The 17264-nt window shown below is 72.2% G+C and carries 17 protein-coding genes; 11 read left to right on the top strand and 6 right to left on the bottom strand.

Annotated features, from left to right (window positions below; translation table 11 throughout):
• Positions 1–30: 30 nt before the first annotated feature.
• From FH608_RS17545 to FH608_RS17520, 6 genes are read left to right on the top strand one after another with little or no spacing between them, the layout of a single operon-like run.
• Entirely contained in the window at positions 31–1290 is a 1260-nt protein-coding gene (locus tag FH608_RS17545; protein WP_139631608.1) for a sugar ABC transporter substrate-binding protein, read from the top strand.
• On the top strand, positions 1290–2207 hold the full coding sequence (locus tag FH608_RS17540; RefSeq protein WP_139631607.1) for a carbohydrate ABC transporter permease: 918 nt from the start codon (positions 1290–1292) through the stop codon (positions 2205–2207). The genes FH608_RS17545 and FH608_RS17540 overlap by 1 nt, the downstream gene beginning before the upstream one ends.
• Positions 2204–3034, top strand: coding sequence for a carbohydrate ABC transporter permease (locus tag FH608_RS17535; protein WP_226899635.1), 831 nt, complete (start codon positions 2204–2206; stop codon positions 3032–3034). The genes FH608_RS17540 and FH608_RS17535 overlap by 4 nt, the downstream gene beginning before the upstream one ends.
• 15 nt (positions 3035–3049) lie before the next feature.
• The gene (locus tag FH608_RS17530) at positions 3050–4966 is read left to right on the top strand and encodes a glycoside hydrolase family 127 protein (RefSeq protein ID WP_139631606.1); all 1917 of its coding nucleotides are present in this window, start codon (positions 3050–3052) and stop codon (positions 4964–4966) included.
• Positions 4967–4993: 27 nt separating this feature from the next.
• Complete coding sequence (locus tag FH608_RS17525; RefSeq protein ID WP_139631605.1) at positions 4994–6109, top strand: acyltransferase family protein; 1116 nt, start codon at positions 4994–4996, stop codon at positions 6107–6109.
• Between the two features lie 52 nt (positions 6110–6161).
• A complete protein-coding gene (locus FH608_RS17520; protein WP_139631604.1) occupies positions 6162–6938 on the top strand; it encodes a trypsin-like serine protease in 777 nt (258 codons plus the stop codon).
• Here FH608_RS17520 and FH608_RS17515 read toward each other — a convergent pair.
• Positions 6925–7110, bottom strand: a complete 186-nt coding sequence (locus tag FH608_RS17515; RefSeq protein ID WP_139631603.1) for a hypothetical protein — start codon at positions 7108–7110, stop codon at positions 6925–6927. The genes FH608_RS17520 and FH608_RS17515 overlap by 14 nt on opposite strands.
• Before the next feature lie 72 nt (positions 7111–7182).
• A complete protein-coding gene (locus FH608_RS17510; RefSeq protein WP_139631602.1) occupies positions 7183–7593 on the bottom strand; it encodes an organic hydroperoxide resistance protein in 411 nt (136 codons plus the stop codon).
• 87 nt (positions 7594–7680) lie between these two features.
• Between FH608_RS17510 and FH608_RS17505 the strand changes: the two genes are divergently transcribed.
• Complete coding sequence (locus FH608_RS17505) at positions 7681–8244, top strand: TetR/AcrR family transcriptional regulator (RefSeq protein ID WP_139631601.1); 564 nt, start codon at positions 7681–7683, stop codon at positions 8242–8244.
• Positions 8245–8293: 49 nt separating this feature from the next.
• Here the strand turns inward: FH608_RS17505 and FH608_RS17500 are convergent, their stop codons facing one another.
• A complete protein-coding gene (locus FH608_RS17500; protein ID WP_139631600.1) occupies positions 8294–9451 on the bottom strand; it encodes an acyl-CoA dehydrogenase family protein in 1158 nt (385 codons plus the stop codon).
• Positions 9452–9521: 70 nt separating this feature from the next.
• On the opposite strand from FH608_RS17500, the gene FH608_RS17495 reads away from it, so the two are divergent.
• Positions 9522–10064 carry a DinB family protein gene (locus FH608_RS17495; RefSeq protein WP_139631599.1) on the top strand — a complete coding sequence of 181 codons (543 nt, stop codon included), beginning with the start codon at positions 9522–9524 and terminating at the stop codon, positions 10062–10064.
• Positions 10065–10216: 152 nt separating this feature from the next.
• On the opposite strand, the gene FH608_RS17490 is transcribed toward FH608_RS17495, so the two are convergent.
• A complete protein-coding gene (locus FH608_RS17490) occupies positions 10217–10600 on the bottom strand; it encodes a VOC family protein (RefSeq protein WP_139631598.1) in 384 nt (127 codons plus the stop codon).
• 245 nt (positions 10601–10845) lie between these two features.
• Between FH608_RS17490 and FH608_RS17485 the strand changes: the two genes are divergently transcribed.
• Complete coding sequence (locus tag FH608_RS17485) at positions 10846–11772, top strand: ABC transporter ATP-binding protein (protein ID WP_193318470.1); 927 nt, start codon at positions 10846–10848, stop codon at positions 11770–11772.
• Positions 11773–11945: 173 nt separating this feature from the next.
• On the opposite strand, the gene FH608_RS17480 is transcribed toward FH608_RS17485, so the two are convergent.
• The gene (locus tag FH608_RS17480; RefSeq protein WP_139631596.1) at positions 11946–12521 is read right to left on the bottom strand and encodes a class I SAM-dependent methyltransferase; all 576 of its coding nucleotides are present in this window, start codon (positions 12519–12521) and stop codon (positions 11946–11948) included.
• A gap of 279 nt (positions 12522–12800) precedes the next feature.
• On the opposite strand from FH608_RS17480, the gene FH608_RS17475 reads away from it, so the two are divergent.
• Positions 12801–13499: a TetR/AcrR family transcriptional regulator gene (locus FH608_RS17475; protein WP_139631595.1), complete on the top strand. Its 699-nt coding sequence runs from the start codon at positions 12801–12803 to the stop codon at positions 13497–13499.
• Between the two features lie 96 nt (positions 13500–13595).
• Here FH608_RS17475 and FH608_RS17470 read toward each other — a convergent pair whose 3' ends face one another.
• A complete protein-coding gene (locus FH608_RS17470) occupies positions 13596–16100 on the bottom strand; it encodes an AfsR/SARP family transcriptional regulator (RefSeq protein ID WP_193318469.1) in 2505 nt (834 codons plus the stop codon).
• A gap of 512 nt (positions 16101–16612) precedes the next feature.
• Here FH608_RS17470 and FH608_RS17465 point away from each other — a divergent pair.
• On the top strand, positions 16613–17224 hold the full coding sequence (locus FH608_RS17465; protein WP_139631593.1) for a response regulator transcription factor: 612 nt from the start codon (positions 16613–16615) through the stop codon (positions 17222–17224).
• Positions 17225–17264 lie beyond the last annotated feature (40 nt).

The raw sequence follows: 17264 nt of genomic DNA, 5'->3' as shown, positions 1-17264 counted from the left end.
CCATGTGAGCGCTAACATTGGAGGAATCGGATGAACCGTACGTCCATTTCCGCCAGGACAGCCGCCGTCCTGGCCCTGTCCGCCCTGGCCGCCGCCTGTTCCTCCGCTCCTCAGGGCGGCGGCGGCACCGCAACCGCAGAGGGCGGCACCACCTACACGTGGTGGGACCCGTACCCGCAGCACGACGCGAGCTCCGCGTGGGCCAAGCGCGTGGACTCCTGCGGCAAGGAGGCCGGCGTCACCATCAAGCGCACCGCGTACGACACGACCGCGCTGACGAACCAGGCCCTGCTCGCCGGCCAGGAGGGCAACGCGCCGGACGTCATCCTCCTCGACAACCCGGCCGTCTCGACGCTCGCGGACGCGGGCATGCTCACCGCGATGGCGGACTTCGGCCTGGACACGTCCAGGTTCGACAAGAACCTCATCGCCGCCGGCGAGCTGGACGGCAAGACGTACGGCATCCCGATCGGCGCGAACACCCTCGCCCTCTACTACAACAAGGAGATCCTCGACGACGCCGGCGTGGACCCGGACTCGATCAAGGACTGGGCCTCGTTCGGCGCGGCGCTGAAGAAGGTCAAGGCGGCCGGCAAGAAGCCGATCACGTTCGCGGGCATCGGCACCGAGGAGGGCTCGTTCCAGTTCCTGCCGTGGTTCTGGGGCGCCGGGGCGCAGCTCACCCAGCTCGACTCGCCGCAGGCGGTCGAGGCGCTCACCCTGTGGACGTCATGGGTCAAGGACGGCATCGCCCCCAACTCGGTCATCAGCAACTCCCAGAACACGACCTGGGAGGAGTTCCTGACCGGCGAGTTCGCCTTCGCCGAGAACGGCACCTGGCAGATCAACAGCGCCGCGAAGGCGGGCTTCCCCACGGGCATCGTGCAGATCCCCGCCAAGGACGGGGGCACCGCGCCCACGCCGACGGGCGGCGAGTTCATCACCGTGCCGACGCAGAAGGACACCAAGCGGTACGACGTCACCAAGAAGATCCTCGAGTGCATGACGACGCCCGAGGGCCTGGTGGAGACCGGTACGACGTTCGCGTACTACATCCCCTCCACGGCCGAGGGGCAGGAGGCGATCCTGAAGAAGGAGCCGAGCCTGAAGCCGTGGGTGGAGGCCGTGCGCTCGGCCAAGGGCCGGACCAGTGACAACCTCGGCACCAAGTACCCGAAGATCTCCGAGGCGCTGTGGACCGGCGTGCAGAAGGCGCTGAGCGGCTCGGCGAGCCCGGCGGACGCGCTCAAGGAGGCGCAGACCCAGGCCAAGCAGGCGACCGGCGACTGATGGCCGCTCTCGTCACCCGTGCGGGCGGCGCCCGCGGGCGCTCGCGGCAGTGGACGGCCCTCGCCTTCCTGGCGCCGCTCGTGATCTACCTGCTGATCTTCTACGCCTACCCGCTCTACCGCAACATCGACCTCAGCGTGCACGACTACACGCCGCGCGCGTTCGTGCAGGGCGACCCGGAGTTCACCGGGCCGGCCAACTACCTGGACATCGTCTCCGACGACACCTTCCTGCGCGCGCTGCGCAACACGGCCCTGTTCACGCTGGGGTCCATCGCGGCGCAGTACGCGCTGGGCCTGGGCCTGGCGGTCTTCTTCCACCGCCACTTCCGGCTGTCGGTCGTGCTGCGCGCGCTGTTCCTCGTGCCGTGGCTGCTGCCGCTCATCGTCTCCGCCTCCACCTGGTCGTGGATGCTCAACAGCGAGAACGGCATCGTCAACTCGGTGCTCCAGGCGTTCGGGATCGGCCAGATCAACTGGCTCACCTCGCCGGACACCTCGCTGCTGTCGGTCACGATCGCGAACATCTGGCTCGGGATCCCGTTCAACCTGGTGATCCTGTACGCCGGGCTGCAGAACATCCCGGACGACCTGTACGAGGCGGCCGGCCTGGACGGGGCGAACGCCTGGCAGCGCTTCTGGCGCATCACGTTCCCGCTGCTGCGGCCGGTGTCGGCGATCACGCTGCTGCTGGGGCTGATCTACACGCTGAAGGTCGTCGACATCATCTGGATCATGACGAAGGGCGGACCCGCCGACGCCTCGACGACGCTGGCGACCTGGTCGTACCGCGAGGCGTTCGGCACGGGCCAGCCCGACTTCTCCCCCGCGGCGGCCGTCGGCAACCTGCTCATCCTCATCGCCTTCGCCGCGGGCCTCGTGCACGTCCGGCTGCAGCGCAAGGAGGCGAACGCATGAGAGGCCCCATGAAGGCCCCCACGAGGGCATGGAAGACCGTGGTGGGCGTCGTGCTCGTCGCGGTGATGCTCTTCCCGGTCTACTGGATGTTCAACGTCTCGCTCACCAAGACGGGCGACATGCGGGCGGACCCGCCCCACTGGTTCCCCTGGGACCCCACGTTCGAGGGGTACGCGGCGGCGCTCGGCCAGCAGCTCCCGGCCCTGGCCACCAGCCTCTTCATCGGTCTCGGGACGGTCGCGCTCACGCTGGTCGTCGCGCTGCCGGCGGGCTACTCGCTGGCCAAGCTCCGGCCGCGCGGGGCGGGCGTGATGGACTTCCTGCTCCTGGTGGCGCAGATGATCCCGGCGGTCGTCATGGCCATGGGCTTCTACGCGATCTACATCAGGCTGGGCCTGCTCAACACGGTCGCGGGCCTGATCGTGGCCGACTCGACGCTGGCCGTGCCGTTCGCGGTGCTGCTCTTCCGCGCGTTCATGGCGGGCATCCCGCGCGAGCTGATGGCCGCGGCGCAGATCGACGGGGCGGGCACCTGGCGCACGTTCCGCTCGATCATCCTGCCGCTGAGCCGCAACTCGGTGATCACGGTCTCGCTCTTCGCGTTCCTGTGGGCGTGGTCGGACTTCATCTTCGCCTCGACGCTCAACCGCAACAGCGACGTCATCCCGATCACGCTCGGCATCTTCCGCTACATCGGCAACAACACCACGCAGTGGAACTCGATCATGGCGACCGCCGTGATCGCGTCCATCCCCGCCGCCTTCCTGCTGGTGATCGCGCAGCGCTACATCGCCGCGGGGGTCACCGCGGGCGCGGTGAAGGACTGAAGAAAGGCCCATGACATGACCGAAGCCTGTCCCGTGCTGCCGCAGCGCGGCCCGGTCCGCCCCCTCGGCCTCGCCCGGGTGTCCATCGCGGGCGGGTTCTGGGGCGGCCGCCAGGCCGTGAACGCCGCGGCGACGCTCGCCCACTGCGAGGAGTGGATGGAGCGCCTCGGCTGGCTGGCGAACTTCGACCGGGTCGCCGACGGGACGACCGGGCCCGACCGTCCCGGCTGGCCGTTCTCCGACTCGGAGGTCTACAAGCTGCTGGAGGCGCTGGCCTGGGAGTCGGGCCGGACCGGCGACCCGGAGGCGGAGGCCGCGATCAAGCGGCTCACCGCGCGCGTCGCCCGCGCGCAGGACCAGGACGGCTACCTCAACACCTGCTTCGGGCACGGCGAGCAGGCGCCGCGCTACAGCGATCTCGAAGGCGGGCACGAGCTCTACAACCTCGGCCACCTCATGCAGGCCGCGGTGGCGCGGGTGCGCACGCACGGCGAGGACGACCTGGTACGCCTCGCGCGGCGGGCCGCCGACCACGTGTGCCGGACGTTCGGCCCCGGCGAGCGCGCCGGGATCTGCGGGCACCCGGAGATCGAGGTGGGCCTGGCCGAGCTCGGCCGCGCCCTCGGCGAGGAGCGGTACGTCGAGCAGGCCCGCCTGTTCCTCGACCGCCGGGGGCACGGGACGCTGCGCGACATCCCGCTGGGCCGCGCCTACTTCCAGGACGACGTGCCGATCCGGGAGGCCGCGGTCTGGCGCGGGCACGCCGTACGCGCGCTCTACCTGACCGCCGCGGCGGTGGACGTCGCGGTCGAACGCGGCGACGACGAGCTGCTGGGCGCGGTGGAGCGGCAGTGGGAACGCTCGGTCGCGCGGCGCACGTACATCACGGGCGGCATGGGCTCGCGCCACCAGGACGAGGGCTTCGGCGAGGACTGGGAGCTGCCGCCGGACCGGGCCTACTGCGAGACGTGCGCGGGGGTCGCCTCGATCATGGTGTCCTGGCGGCTCTACCTCGCCACCGGCGACGTGCGCTACACGGACCTCATCGAGCGCACCCTCTACAACGTCATCGCGACCTCCCCCAGCCCCGACGGGCGGGCGTTCTTCTACGCCAACCCCCTCCACCAGCGCGCGCCTGGCAGGGCTTCGGACGACGGCGAGGTGAGCCCGCGCGCCGAGGGCGGCACCCGCGCGGCCTGGTTCGACGTGTCCTGCTGCCCCACCAACGTGGCGCGCACGCTGGCCAGCCTGGAGTGCTACCTCGCCGCCGCCTCCGACGACGGCCTGCAGATCCACCAGTACGCCCCGAGCACGGTCCGCGCCGAACTGCCGGACGGGCGGCGGGTGGCCGTGGAGGTCGAGACCGGCTACCCGGAGACGGGGACCGTGCGCGTCCGGATCGCGTCGGACGAGGCCGCGCCCTGGACCCTGGCCCTGCGGGTGCCCGCGTGGGCGGCCGGTGCCACGCTGACCGAGGGCGGGCGAACCCGGCCGGTGGATCCCGGCCTGGTGGAAGTGCGGCGAGCCTTCCGCGCAGGCGAGGTCGTCACGCTGGAGCTGCCGGTACGGCCCCGCATCACGTGGCCGGACCCGCGGATCGACGCCGTACGCGGTTGCGTCGCGGTCGAACGCGGGCCGGAGGTGCTGTGCGCCGAGTCCGTCGACCTGCCGCACCCCGGCGGGCTCGACGCCCTGGTCATCGACCCGCACTCGGACCCGCGGGAGGACTCCGGCGGCGCCCGCGTGCGCGCCCGCCTGCGCCCGCGGGCGGGCACGACCGCGGACGTCGGGGACGGGTGGTCCTATCTCGCCGCCCGGCCGGACGCCGCCGGGGACGCCGCGGAGTGGTTCGAGGTGCCGCTGCGGCCCTACCACTCGTGGGCCCAGCGCGGCCCGTCCAGCATGCGGGTCTGGCTGCCGATCCACGAGTAGGTATAGGTATGTCCTAGAATCCGACAAATGTTCCCGGCCCCCGCCCGGCTGGCCTGGCTGGACGCCCTGCGGGGACCGGCAGCGCTCGCCGTCGCCATGCACCACGCCGGCTGGACCTTCGTCCCGGGAATCTGGGCGGAGGTGGACCGCCGGATCGACATGGGCACGTGGGGCGTGTTCGTGTTCTTCCTGGTCAGCGGCTACATCATCCCCGCCTCCCTGGAACGGCGCGGCGACGTGCGGGCCTTCTGGACCGGCCGGGCCTTCCGCCTGCTCCCCCTGTTGCTGGCCGCCTTCGCGCTGGCGTTCGCCCTGGCGGCCGCGGGCGCCTTCCCCCTCGACCCGCGGCTCGGCGAGCGGCCCCTGCCGCTGGTGGCGCTCGGCAACCTGTCGATGACGCAGGAGCTGCTCAACCTGCCGGCCGTGGTCAACGTGACGTGGACGCTCTCGTACGAGATGGCGTTCTACCTGATCAGCGTCGCCCTCTACGCCACCGGGCAGGCGCACAGGTCGGCCTGGATCGCGGTCGGGCTGGCGGTGCCGGCCGTGCCCCTGGGCCTGCTGCTGCCGCACGCGGTGATCGGCGGCCGGGCCGACCTGCTCGCCGCGCTGCTCGGCCTGGCCGTCGTCGCGGCCATCGCGGTGACCGCGCTCGGGCACGGCACGGTACGCACGGTCGCCGCGGCCGCGGGCGGCCTGCTCGGGCTCGCGCTGGTCGTCCTCGGCAGCCGGGGCGGCACCTGGCAGGGCGTGATCATCCTGGCGGCGATGTTCGCCGGAACGGCGGTGCACCGCGCCGAGCAGGGGACGATCCCCTGGCGCGCCGCCGCGCTGGCGGTGGCGGCGGTGCTGGCCTGCGGCATCCCCGCCAAGGACGACCCCGGCTGGGCGCCGGCGATCGTGCTGGCGGCCTGCGTCTTCGCGCTGGGGTTCGCGCTGCGGCGGCGGGCGTTCCCGCGCTGGCTGACGCGGCTCGGCGTGATCAGCTTCTCCCTCTATCTGCTGCACCCGATCCTGCTGCACGTGGTGCCGGGCCTCGCGGTGTACTTCCTCGTCCTGATCCCGCTCAGCCTCCTGACGTACCACCTGATCGAGAGCCCGGCCCAGCGGCTCGGCAAACGCCTTCTGACACGAAAGGCGTAGATCTTTTACTCCGGGGTGTCATGTGAAGTCCGGGGGCAACTAAAATCGCCGCATGCGTTATGTCCCTTTTGCCCTAATTGTCGCTGGTGCCCTGGTTTGCACCGCCACGCCTGCGGCGGCCATCACCAACGGCACCGCCGACGGTGACGCCCACCCGGAAGTGGGCGCGCTCGTCGCGAAGTCGCGGTACTCCGACGGCACGTGGACATACTGCACCGGCACCCTCGTCTCCCCGACCGTCTTCCTGACCGCCGCCCACTGCGGGGCGCGCGGGCAGAAGAAGGCGCAGGTCTCCTTCGCCAGCCAGTACGAGCCCGGCTCCACGACGTACACCGGCCGCTTCGTCCCGGACCCGCGCTACACCGGCAAGTCAGAGCTCCACGACATGGCCGTCGTCATCTTCGGCAAGCCCGTCCCGGGCATCCAGCCGGCCCAGCTGCCGTCGGCCGGCCTGCTCGACCGGCTCAAGGAGGAGGAGAAGCTGAAGACCCTGAAGTTCACGCCGGTCGGGTACGGCTCGCTCTCCCCCACCAAGAAGAAGGGGCACGACCAGGCCTACCACTACACCGACACCCGGCGCCGGGTCTCCATCTCGTTCAAGAAGCTGTCGCACAGGTGGCTGGACCTGTCGCTGACCGCCAAGGGCGACGGCAGCACCTGCTTCGGCGACTCGGGCGGCCCGAACTTCCTGGGCGGCCCCGACTCGCACCTGCTCGTCGCCACCACCATCAGCGGCGCCGACGACGCGTGCAAGGCCACCAACTACGACTACCGCCTGGACACCCCGACGGCCCGGCGCTTCCTCGGCAAGTACGTCACCCTTCCCTGACCTGATCCCGCTCGTCCCGGCTCACGCCCGGGACGGGGCCGGGCACCGCGCCGCGGTCGGTCCTGGGCGGCGGCACCTGGTCGACGATCGTCTGGACCGCCGTCCTGCGCCGCTCGATGCCCGCCCCGTCAATGCTGATCCGCCGCCTGTTCCGGCTCTTCTCATCGGCCACGGACGGGAGCGTACTGATCCGCGGACCAAGCCCGGGTCACGAGCGAGCCCGCGTTCGGTCCCGCCGGGGACCTCATTCGACGACCAGCTCGACCGGGATGTTGCCCCGGGTGGCGTTGGAGTACGGACAGACCTGGTGGGCGGCCTCGACCAGTTCGCGGGCCCTCTCCGGCTCGATGGCGTCGGGCATCTCCACGCGCAGCGTCGCCCCCAGCTGGAAGCCGCCCTTGCCGTTGGGCGACAGGCTGATCTCGGCCGTGACCGACGCGTCCTCGGCGTCGACCTTCTCGCGCTGGGCCACCAGGTGCAGGGACGCGGCGAAGCACGCGGCGTAACCCGCGGCGAAGAGCTGCTCGGGGTTGGTGCCGGCGCCGCTGCCGCCCAGCTCCTTCTGCAGGGCCAGGTCGACGTCCAGGACGCCGTCCGAGGAGACGGCGCGGCCGTCACGCCCTGCGGCGGTCGCGATGGCGGTGTAGATGCTCATGTCGGTTGCCCTCTCTCGGATACCAGACAGACCTGTCTGTATGGCTCTGGCTTCAGACTAGACAGACCTGTCTGGTACCGTCAAGTCGTGAGCGCAGCAACGTCAGAGGGCCGCCGGCCGGCACGCACCCGCATCCTGGAGACCGCGGCCCGCCTCTTCTACGCGGAGGGCGTGCACGCGGTCGGGATCGACCGGATCATCGCCGAGGCGGGCGTCGCCAAGGCGACCTTCTACCACCACTTCCCCGGCAAGGACGACCTGGTCCGCGCCTACGTGAACGAGCAGAGCGCGGCGCAGCGCGCCACGGTCGCCGCGATGGGCATCGAGTCACCCCGCGAGCGGCTGCACGCCGTCTTCACCTACATGTGCGACTTCGGCTCCGGCCCCGGCTACCGCGGCTGCCCGTTCGTCAACACGTCCGCCGAATACCCCGATCCCGCGCATCCCGTCCGCCAGGCCATCGCCGAGCACCGCCGCTGGAACCGCGACCTCTATCGCGACCTGCTGGCCGCCGACGGCCACCCCGACGCCGAGCGCACCGCCGACATCCTGCTGCTGCTGCGCGACGGGATCGCGGTGGGCTTCGAGCAGGAGGACCACGCCACGGTCCGCACCGCCACCGAGGAGGCCCTCGCCCGGGTGCTGCGCTGACGGCGGGGGCCTGGAGCAGTCAGGCGGGCCAGGGGGCGGTCGAGCGGGGTCAGGAGTAGTCGAGGCCGCCGCGCTCGACGAGCTGCCTGACGATGACGTTCCGCTGGATCTCGTTGGTGCCCTCGCCCACGATCATGAGCGGCGCGTCGCGGAAGTACCGCTCGATGTCGAACTCCGTGGAGTACCCGTACCCGCCGTGCACCCTGATCGCCATCAGCGCGATCTCCATCGCGGTCTCGGAGCAGAACAGCTTGGCCATGCCCGCCTCCAGGTCGCTGCGCTCGCCCGAGTCGCACCGCTCGGCGGCGTGCAACAGCAGCCTGCGGGCCGCCGTCAGCCTGGTCGCCATGTCGGCGAGGTGGTTGCCGACGGACTGGTGCTTCCAGATCGGCTTGCCGAAGCTCTCCCGCTGCTGGGCGTAGGCCAGGGAGTCCTCGAACGCGGCCCTGGCCACGCCCGTCGCGCGGGCGGCGACCTGGATGCGGCCGATCTCCAGCCCCCGCATCATCTGGGCGAAGCCCTCTCCCTCCCGCTCGCCCAGCAGCGCGCTCCGCGGCACCCGGGCGCCGTCGAAGACCACCTCGCAGCTCTCGACGCCCTTGTAGCCGAGCTTGGGCAGGTCGGAGGTGACCGAGACGCCGGGCACCTTCTCCACCAGGAGGATGGAGATGCCCTTGTGCCGGGGGACGGCGGCCGGGTCGGTCTTGCAGAGCAGCGCGATGAGGCCGGACCTGCGGGCGTTGCTGATCCAGGTCTTGGCGCCGTCGATCACGTACTCGCCGCCCTCGCGGGCCGCCACCGTACGGATCGCCTGGAGGTCCGAGCCGCCGCCCGGCTCGGTGAGCGCCATCGTGGCGCGCAGCTCCCCGGTGGCCAGCCTCGGCAGGTACGCCTCCTTCTGCTCCCGCGTGCCGTACGCGAGGATGAGCTTGGCGACCACGGTGTGCCCGCCCATGGCGCCGGCCAGGCTCATCCAGCCGCGCGCCAGCTCCTCGGTGACGAGTGCGTAGCAGGGCGTGGAGACCCCCACCTCGCCGTACGGCTCGGGGATGGCCAGTCCGTAGACGCCCATCTCCTTCATCCGGTCAATGAGCTCGCCCGGGTAGGCGTCGGCGTGCTCCAGCTCCCGGGCGACCGGCCTGACCTCGCGGTCCACGAAGTCCCGCACGGCCTCCACGATGGACTTCTCTTCCGCGCTCAGCCGCATGGCTCCCCTCCGGTACGTGTACCCGGAAAAGGACATTAGCGGCAGGCGTGCACCCGTACACTCACGGTCCATGACCGAAATCGACGAGCACGGCCGCCCCGAGCCTCCCATCTCGGCCGGCGAGACGGCCACCCTCCTGGGCTTCCTCGACTACCAGCGCGCGACCTTCGCCTGGAAGTGCGCCGGGCTGGACGCGACCGGCCTGAAGGCGACCGTCGGCGTCTCGTCGATGACGCTGGGCGGCATGCTCAAGCATCTCGCCTTCGTGGAGGAGTACTGGTTCTCCCGGTCACTGCACGGGCGCGACTGGCCTGCGCCGTGGGACTCGGTCGACTGGGCCGCCGACTCCGACTGGGACTGGCATTCGGCCGCCGGCGACTCGCCCGAGCAGCTTCTCGGGATCTGGCAGGACACCGTGGCCCGCTCCCGCGCGCTGGTGGAGGAGGCGCTGGCCGACGGCGGCCTGGGCCGGCCCGCCGCCCGGCCCCCCTGGACCGACGGGCGGGTGCCCAGCCTGCGCTGGATCGTCTGCCACATGATCGAGGAGTACGCCCGGCACAACGGCCACGCCGACCTCATCCGCGAGTCGGTGGACGGCCTCACCGGCGAGTAGGCCGCTCAGCCGCCTGGGCAGCGCGGTCGCCCGGGCAGCGCGGTCGCCCGGGCAGCGCGGTCGCCCGGGCAGCGCGGTCCCCGGGCAGCGCGGTCCCCGGGCAGCGCGGTCGCTTCGGTCGGCGCGGTCGCTTGTCCGGCGCAGGTGCCTGGTCAGCGCATGACGCAGAACTCGTTGCCCTCGGGGTCCTCCATCGTCACCCACGCCTCCCGCTCGGCCTGCACGCGCGCCCCGAACCCGATCAGTCTGCGCACCTCGGCCTCCGTGTCGTCGGCGGCCAGGTCGAGGTGCAGGCGGTTCTTGACCACCTTGGACTCGGGCACGAGCGTGAAGAAGAACCGCGGCCGGATCCCCGGCCCGGCCTCCACGAGGACGCTCGGGTCGTCCTCGGGGTCGTCGATGCCGGCCTGGCGCAGGCGCTCCAGCTCGGCCTCGTCGTACGGGGCGACCTCGTAGCCGTCGAGGGCCTGCGCCCAGAACCGGGCGAGGGAGGCGGGATGCCGACAGTCGACCACGATGTCATGAATGCGGGCCATGACCGCAATCCTCCCACCCTGACGGGGCGATCGGCCCTGTACGACTCTGAGCAGGGCCGACGCCCGACGGCCCCGAGCCGGAGGTGGTAAATGCCTTGACACCCTGTTGACCGGGTGTTTACATGTGGCCCCGGGCTGTGATCTACGCAATTGCGCCGACTCGGGGAATTGCGGGCAAATTTCTGCATATGGCGCCCCAATCCTCGGCTGGGCCGCGGAAGTGGGGCGCACTGAGTATGGGGCCGATGCTGCGAGCGGAGAACCTCACGAAACGCTTCGGCTCACACGCCGCGGTGGACAACGTGAGCTTCGCGGTGCGGGCCGGGGCGATCACCGGCTTCCTGGGGCCGGCCGGCGCGGGCAAGACGACGACCCTCCGCCTCTTCCTCGAGCTCGTCCACCCCACCTCGGGCTCGGCCCTCATCGACGGCAGGCCGCTGCATGAGTGGCCGGTGCCCGCCCGCAAGGTCGGCGCCGTGCTGGACGGCCACTGCGCCCACCCCGGCCGCCGGGCCGTCGACAGCGTGCGCTGGGCCGCCCGCCTGGCCGGCACCCGAACGGACGCCGAGGAGTTACTCGACCGGGTCGGCCTGGCCGAGGCGGCGGGGCGGCGCACCGGGTCGTTCTCGCTCGGCATGCTGCGGCGGCTGGCGCTCGCCATCGCGCTGGCGGGCGATCCGGAGGTCGTCGTCCTGGACGAGCCCACGAGCGGCCTCGACCCCGACAGCATGACCTCCGTCAAGGACCTCCTGCGCCACCTGCGCGACGAGGGGCGCACCGTCTTCGTCGCCAGCCGCCTGCTGGCCGCGCTGGAGGACCTGGTGGACGACCTCGTGGTGATCGCGCGCGGCAGGGTGGTGGGCAGCGGCTCGGCCGGCGCCTTCATCGACCGCTTCCAGCCGCAGGCCGTCAGCGTCCTGTCCGACCAGCCGTACGCGCTCGGCGCCGCCGTCAGCCGGGCCGGCGGGCAGGTGCTCGACACGAACGGGCAGCGCGTCCTGATCGGCGGCCTGTCCCCCGCCCAGCTCGGCGAGATCGCCCGCGCCGCCGGCATCGCGCTGTTCGGCCTCACCGAGCAGGCCCCGCCGCACCCGCCAGCCGGCCCGTCCGCCGGCCCGCTTGCCGGCCCGCCCGTCGCCGACGCCGCCGGCCTCCGCGGCGAGATCTGCTGACCCCGGCGGCTCCACGATCCCGCGGTCCGGCCACCTCGCGCTGCCGTCCGCGACCCGCCGCAGGCTCGCCCCGGACTGCTCGCGCTGGCATCGCCGCCCTCACCCCACGGCCTTGCCCCTGAGGGCCGCCATCGTGCCGGTGCGGGCGGCGCCCGCTGCCGGTCCGCCGGTGATCAGCCGGTGGTGCGGCGCAGTGTGAACCAGAAGGTGGGCACCGGGTTCGTGCCGGGCGTGACGTCGGCCAGCTCCCACCCGGCGAACCTGGCGCTCAGCTCGTCGGCGGTGACGCCGGAGATCAGATCGTCGAACGCCCCGGGGCCGTACCCGAACATCAGCAGCCGCGCGCCGGGAGCGGCACGGCGGGTGAGCCCGGCGGCGTAGGCGTCGCGGCGGTGCGGCGGGATGGCGCAGAAGCAGCTCAGGTCGAAGAACAGGTCGTAGCGGCCGGGCACGTCCAGCTCGTCGAGCCGGGTCGCGTCGCCCCACAGCACCCGTACCGCCGTCCCCGCCGCGGCGGCCTTGGCCCTGGCCTGCTCGACCGCCCGCTCGACCAGGTCGACGGCCACCACCTCCCACCCGTGCCGGGCCAGGTAGACGGCGTTGGTGCCGGTGCCGCACCCGAGCTCCAGGGCGCGTCCGGGCGGCGGCGCGCCCTCCCCCTCCACGACCGCGACCAGCTCGGGCGGCGTCACGCCGGTGTCCCAGGGCGGCTTGCCGGCGTGGTAGTACGCCTCCAGCTCCCTTCGCACGGCCTCCTCCTGCTCCCGCTCGCTACGGCCCCGCCCACTGCGGTCGCGCTCGCTGCGGCCCCGCTCGGCGCGGTCTCGTCCGGCGCGGTCTCGTCCGGCGCGGTCTCGTCCGGCGCGGGCCCCTTCGTCGCGGTGCCCTTCGGCACGGGCTGATTCGGCTCGGGTCGATTCGGTGCCTGCCGGGTCTGCGTGCAGGCGTCGGGCGGTGTTCGACTGATCCACGATCCCACCTTTTTAGAGTTGAACTTTAGTGTTCGACTCTAGAGATATACTCCCACCATGGACACCGTCAAGCGGCCGGACAAACGGGCCGAGCGCTCACGCCGCACCCGCGAGAAGGTCATCAAGGCGGCGCGGGAGCTGTTCGTCGCGCAGGGCTACGGGGCGACGAGCCTGCAGGAGGTGGCCGAGCGCGCGGGCGTGGCCGTGCAGACGGTCTACTTCGTCTTCGGCAACAAGCGCACGCTGTTCAAGGACGTCGTCGACACGTCCATCGCCGGTGACGCCGAGCCGGTGGCCACCATGGACCGCGAATGGTTCCGCGACGCCTGCGCCGCGCCCACCGCGGCCGGCCAGCTGCGCGCGCATGTGCGCGGCACCCGGGAGATCCTCGGCCGGGTCGCCCCGATCATGCCGATGATCGCGGCCGCCGCGGCCAACGATCCGCAGATCGCCGCGCAGTGGCCCGCCGGCCCCGACCCGCGCTACACCGTGCAGCACGCCGCGGCCGAGGTGCTGGTCGCGAAACCCGACGCATATCCCGGCCTCTCCGCCGGAACGGCCGCTGACCTGCTGTTCGGCCTGCTCAGCCCGGAGCTGTACCTGCTCTTCGTCCAGGACCGCGGCTGGTCTCCGGACCGGTGGGAGGAGTGGGCGTGCGCCACGCTCACCGCCCAGCTGTGCACCGGCGCCCGGGCGGGCACGGACGCCCCCGCCCACGGCGGCCACGCCTCGGGCCCACCGGAAGGGAGCCGATGAGCGGGCCCGTCAGGTGCGTTGCGGGTCAGGCCGGTGCTGTTGAGCGGGCCTTTCAGGTCAGCTGCGGGGTCAGGCCGGTGCTGTTGAGCGGGCCTTTCAGGTCGGCTGCGGGGTCAGGCCGGTGCCGTTGATGAAGGCGCGGGCCAGCTTGGCCCGGGAGGCCGTGCGCGCCATGCCCGAGGCGCGGGCGATCTCCTCGGCGGTCGCCAGGTCGTCGTAGGCCGCGATGGGGTCCCCGAGCAGGATCCGGGTGGTCCCGAGGTCGAGGAGGATGTCCGACTGCGCCACCCGGTCCCCGATGTGGACGGCGATCTCCAGCGCCTGGATCAGCTGCGGGTAGGCCTTCTCCGGCGTGCCGGCCCTGGCCGCGTGCATGGCCACCGCGCGGCGGATGCGGGCCTCGCTGCGCAGGCTGCCCGCGTCGCGGCACAGGGCGATCGCGCGGTCCAGGCACGCCTGCGCGGCCGCCGCCTCGCCGGTGCCGTGCAGCACCGCCGCCAGCCCGACCAGGGCGTCGGCCTCGGCCAGCCCGTCGCCGCTGAGCCGTAACGCCGTCGCTGCCTCCTCGTAGATCTCGCGCGCCGTGGCCGGCGCCTGGTTGACCCGCTGGAGGTCGCCGATCAGGCGCAGGGTCAGCCCGCGGCCGTGGTCGTCGTTCAGGCGGCGGAAGATCGCCAGCGCCGCCTCCAGGTGGTACGCCGCGCCGGGGTAGTCGCCGACCAGCAGCGCGCGGTAGCCCAGCGAGTACATCAGGACGGCCTGGCCGCGCAGGTTGCCCGCCTTGCGGACGCCGGCCAGGGCGATCTGGTGCGACTCCAGCCAGAGGTCGAAGCGGGCGCCCGCCTCGTAGAGGGCGAGCGGCGCGATGGCCAGCTCCCAGCAGGTCTCGGGGAAGTCCACGGCCCGGCGTACGAGGGCGAGGTTGTTGTCGAGGTTGGCCTCGAACCAGGCCGCGCCCTCCCCGTTCCACGCCCGCGCCCCGGCCGGGCGGTAGCGGGGGGCCGTGCCGCGCGGGATGGAGTGGTCCTTGCCGCGCATGGAGGCGTGGGCGGCGTCGGTCAGGGCCAGCCAGCCGCTGAAGACGCGCCCGACGGCCGCGTTGAGGTCCCGGTCGTCGTCCTCGACGCGGGCGCGGGCGCCGCCGAAGCCGAGCAGCAGCTCGTGGCAGTGGTAGCGCTCCCCGTCCGGCAGGGAGGTGACGAAGCGGGTCTCGGCCAGTTCCTCCAGCAGTTCCTCGGCGCTGTCCACGGGGATGTCGGCGAGCGCGGCGGCGGTCGCGGCGGTGACCTCGGGGATGCCGAGGAAGCCGATCCTGCGGATGAGCGAGCGGGCCTCGGCCGGCAGCGTCTGGTATCCGCGCATCAGCGTCCGGGTGATGCTCTTGCCGCCGTGCCGCAGCTCGCCGAGGATCCGCTCCGGGTCGGACAGGCGCTCGGCCAGGCGCTGGAGGGTCAGGTGCGGCCGGGCGGCCAGCTTGGCGGCCACGATGTCGAGGGCCACCGGCAGCCCGGCGCACAGCCGCACGATCCGGTTGGCCGCCGCGGGGTCGTCCTGCATCCGCTGCCGGCCCGCCCCCGCGGCCAGCATGGTCCTGGCCGCCGGCGGCGCCAGGGGCGGGACGGTCACGGTGAGCGCGTCGCGCGGCAGGGCCAGGGGCGAGGCGCCGGTCACGAGCACGGCGGAGCCGCCGTGCCCGGGCAGGAACGGCCGCACCTGCTCGGGGTCGGTCACGCCGTCCAGCACGATCAGCACCTGCCGTACGGCGAGGATGCTGCGCAGGAGGGCGGCGCGCGCCCCCGCGCCCTCGGGAACCTCCTCGGCCGCCACTCCGAGCGCGGCCAGGAAGCCCGCCAGCACCTCGCCCGGGTCGCCGAAGTCGTCGGCGTACAGCTGGCCGTCGGAGAAGCGGCCGGCCACGCGGTGCGCCGCCTCCAGGCACAGCTCGGTCTTGCCGACACCGGCCGGGCCGGTGAGCACCACGAGCGGCGGGTTCGCCCGCTCGGTCAGCCCTTCGACGATCAGCCGCATCTCGCCGTCGCGCCCGGCCAGCAGGCCGGGGCGGGCGGGCAGCTGCCTCGGCACGTCGACGGCCAGGTGCGCGGGCTCCAGCGCGGAGTCCTGGCGCAGGATCTGCAGCCGCAGGTCGCGCAGCGCGGGGCTGGGGTCGGTGCCGAGCTCCTCCCGCAGCCGCCGCTCCAGGTCGGAGAAGGCCTGCAGCGCCTCGCTGCCCCGCTGCGAGCGGTAGAGGGCGATCATGAGCTGGGCGCAGAAGCGCTCCTTGAGCGGGTGCTGGTCCGACAGGTGCTGCAGCTCCGCGATGACCTCGCGGTGCCGGCCGAGCGCCAGGTCGGCGTCGACGCGGGCCTCCACGGCGGCCAGCCGGCGCTCGTTCCAGATGGCCGCCTCGGCGACGAACGCCTCGCTGTCCAGGCCGGACAGTGCCGCACCGCGCCACAGCTTGAGCGCGGCGGCCAGGGTCCTGGCGGCCTGGGCGTGCTCGCGCTTGTCGGCCAGCAGGCACGCCTGGTCGTACATGCGCAGGAAGATGAAGGCGTCGATGTCGTCCTCGGCCGCTTCCAACCGGTAGACGTTGTCGTGCACGTCGATCGTGACGCCGCTGCGCCTGAGCTCGCCGACACCGCGGTGGACCTGGTTTCGCGCGCTCTTTGCGGGGGTGTCACCGTATATGGCGTCAATGAGACTGTCGACCGAGGCCGAGCGGGTGGGGCTCAGCAGCAGATGGGCCAGGACCGCACGCGAGCGGCGGGTGGCCAGCCTGATCTCGTTCCCCTGTCTCCATATTGTCGGTTGCCCAAGGATCCCAAAGTGCATCAACAGCGGATGCCCCCTCTGTCGCTCCCCGATCGTCTCCCACACGGACAGCTATGTCATCATTCGCGGGCATACTTCCCAATGGCTGCCGCAAGTGTGGCTCTTCCGACTTGCAACTGACTTTCGGATCGCCTTAAAGCGGGTGATTGCGATAAGATCATTTGGAGATTTCTCATGAAATGGGCGATAAATCCTTTTTAGTGGCGCGCATGATAGATGTCACATCGGCCCGATGACATAGGCGCCTACCGGCTAAAACTGCCCGAAGTCAGACTCCTGGTATGTCCACAGAGTCGCCGATCCGAGTGTTACTCGCCGTCGACGAGCAGCAGACCCGGCGGGTGCTGGCCGCCCTGCTCTCCCTGGAGGAGGGCATCGAGGTCATCGCCGAGGTCGGCCATGGGGACGAGATCGTCGAGACGGCCGGGAGGCTCCGGCCGGACGTGGCCGTCATCGACGCCGAGCCGCGCAGCGGCGACGGCCTGGCCACCGCGGTACGGATCGGCGGGCACTGCGCGATCGTCGTCCTGTCCAGCCTGGGTCGGCCGGGATACCTCCGGCGGGCGATGGCCGCGGGCGCCCGGGGCTTCCTCGGCAAGGACGCCCCCGCCGACGAGCTGGCCGCGGCCATCCGCAAGGTGGCCGCCGGCGGCCGCTACCTCGACACCGAGCTCGCGGTCGCCTCGATGACGCTGCCGGACAGCCCCCTCACCGACCGCGAGCGCGACGCGCTGCGCCTGGCCGGCGGCGGGGCCACGATCACGAGGATCGCGGTCGAGCTCCACGTGTCGGAGACCATCGCGCGGGGGCTGGTCTCCAGCGCGATGCGCAAGCTCGACGCGCGCGGCCACCACGAAGCCGTGCACACCGCGCGAAGGCAGGGCTGGCTGTGACCCGATTCGACGACCACACGCAGACAAGTCGCACAGATGG

This window comes from Nonomuraea phyllanthi, assembly GCF_006334985.2.
Classification (GTDB): domain Bacteria; phylum Actinomycetota; class Actinomycetes; order Streptosporangiales; family Streptosporangiaceae; genus Nonomuraea; species Nonomuraea phyllanthi.
Note: the sequence above shows the minus strand (reverse complement) of the source record. Positions and strands in the feature narration are given on the sequence as shown.

What these genes read in the sequence shown, in the direction of transcription:
- FH608_RS17525 (WP_139631605.1), top strand. Translation starts at nt 4,994, where the DNA reads ATGTTCCCGGCCCCCGCCCGGCTGGCCTGGCTGGACGCCCTGCGGGGA.
- FH608_RS17500 (WP_139631600.1), bottom strand. Translation starts at nt 9,451, where the DNA reads ATGCGGCTGAGCGCGGAAGAGAAGTCCATCGTGGAGGCCGTGCGGGAC.
- FH608_RS17530 (WP_139631606.1), top strand. Translation starts at nt 3,050, where the DNA reads ATGACCGAAGCCTGTCCCGTGCTGCCGCAGCGCGGCCCGGTCCGCCCC.
- FH608_RS17495 (WP_139631599.1), top strand. Translation starts at nt 9,522, where the DNA reads ATGACCGAAATCGACGAGCACGGCCGCCCCGAGCCTCCCATCTCGGCC.
- FH608_RS17545 (WP_139631608.1), top strand. Translation starts at nt 31, where the DNA reads ATGAACCGTACGTCCATTTCCGCCAGGACAGCCGCCGTCCTGGCCCTG.
- FH608_RS17485 (WP_193318470.1), top strand. Translation starts at nt 10,846, where the DNA reads ATGCTGCGAGCGGAGAACCTCACGAAACGCTTCGGCTCACACGCCGCG.
- FH608_RS17540 (WP_139631607.1), top strand. Translation starts at nt 1,290, where the DNA reads ATGGCCGCTCTCGTCACCCGTGCGGGCGGCGCCCGCGGGCGCTCGCGG.
- FH608_RS17465 (WP_139631593.1), top strand. Translation starts at nt 16,613, where the DNA reads ATGTCCACAGAGTCGCCGATCCGAGTGTTACTCGCCGTCGACGAGCAG.
- FH608_RS17475 (WP_139631595.1), top strand. Translation starts at nt 12,801, where the DNA reads ATGGACACCGTCAAGCGGCCGGACAAACGGGCCGAGCGCTCACGCCGC.
- FH608_RS17490 (WP_139631598.1), bottom strand. Translation starts at nt 10,600, where the DNA reads ATGGCCCGCATTCATGACATCGTGGTCGACTGTCGGCATCCCGCCTCC.
- FH608_RS17520 (WP_139631604.1), top strand. Translation starts at nt 6,162, where the DNA reads ATGCGTTATGTCCCTTTTGCCCTAATTGTCGCTGGTGCCCTGGTTTGC.
- FH608_RS17535 (WP_226899635.1), top strand. Translation starts at nt 2,204, where the DNA reads ATGAGAGGCCCCATGAAGGCCCCCACGAGGGCATGGAAGACCGTGGTG.
- FH608_RS17510 (WP_139631602.1), bottom strand. Translation starts at nt 7,593, where the DNA reads ATGAGCATCTACACCGCCATCGCGACCGCCGCAGGGCGTGACGGCCGC.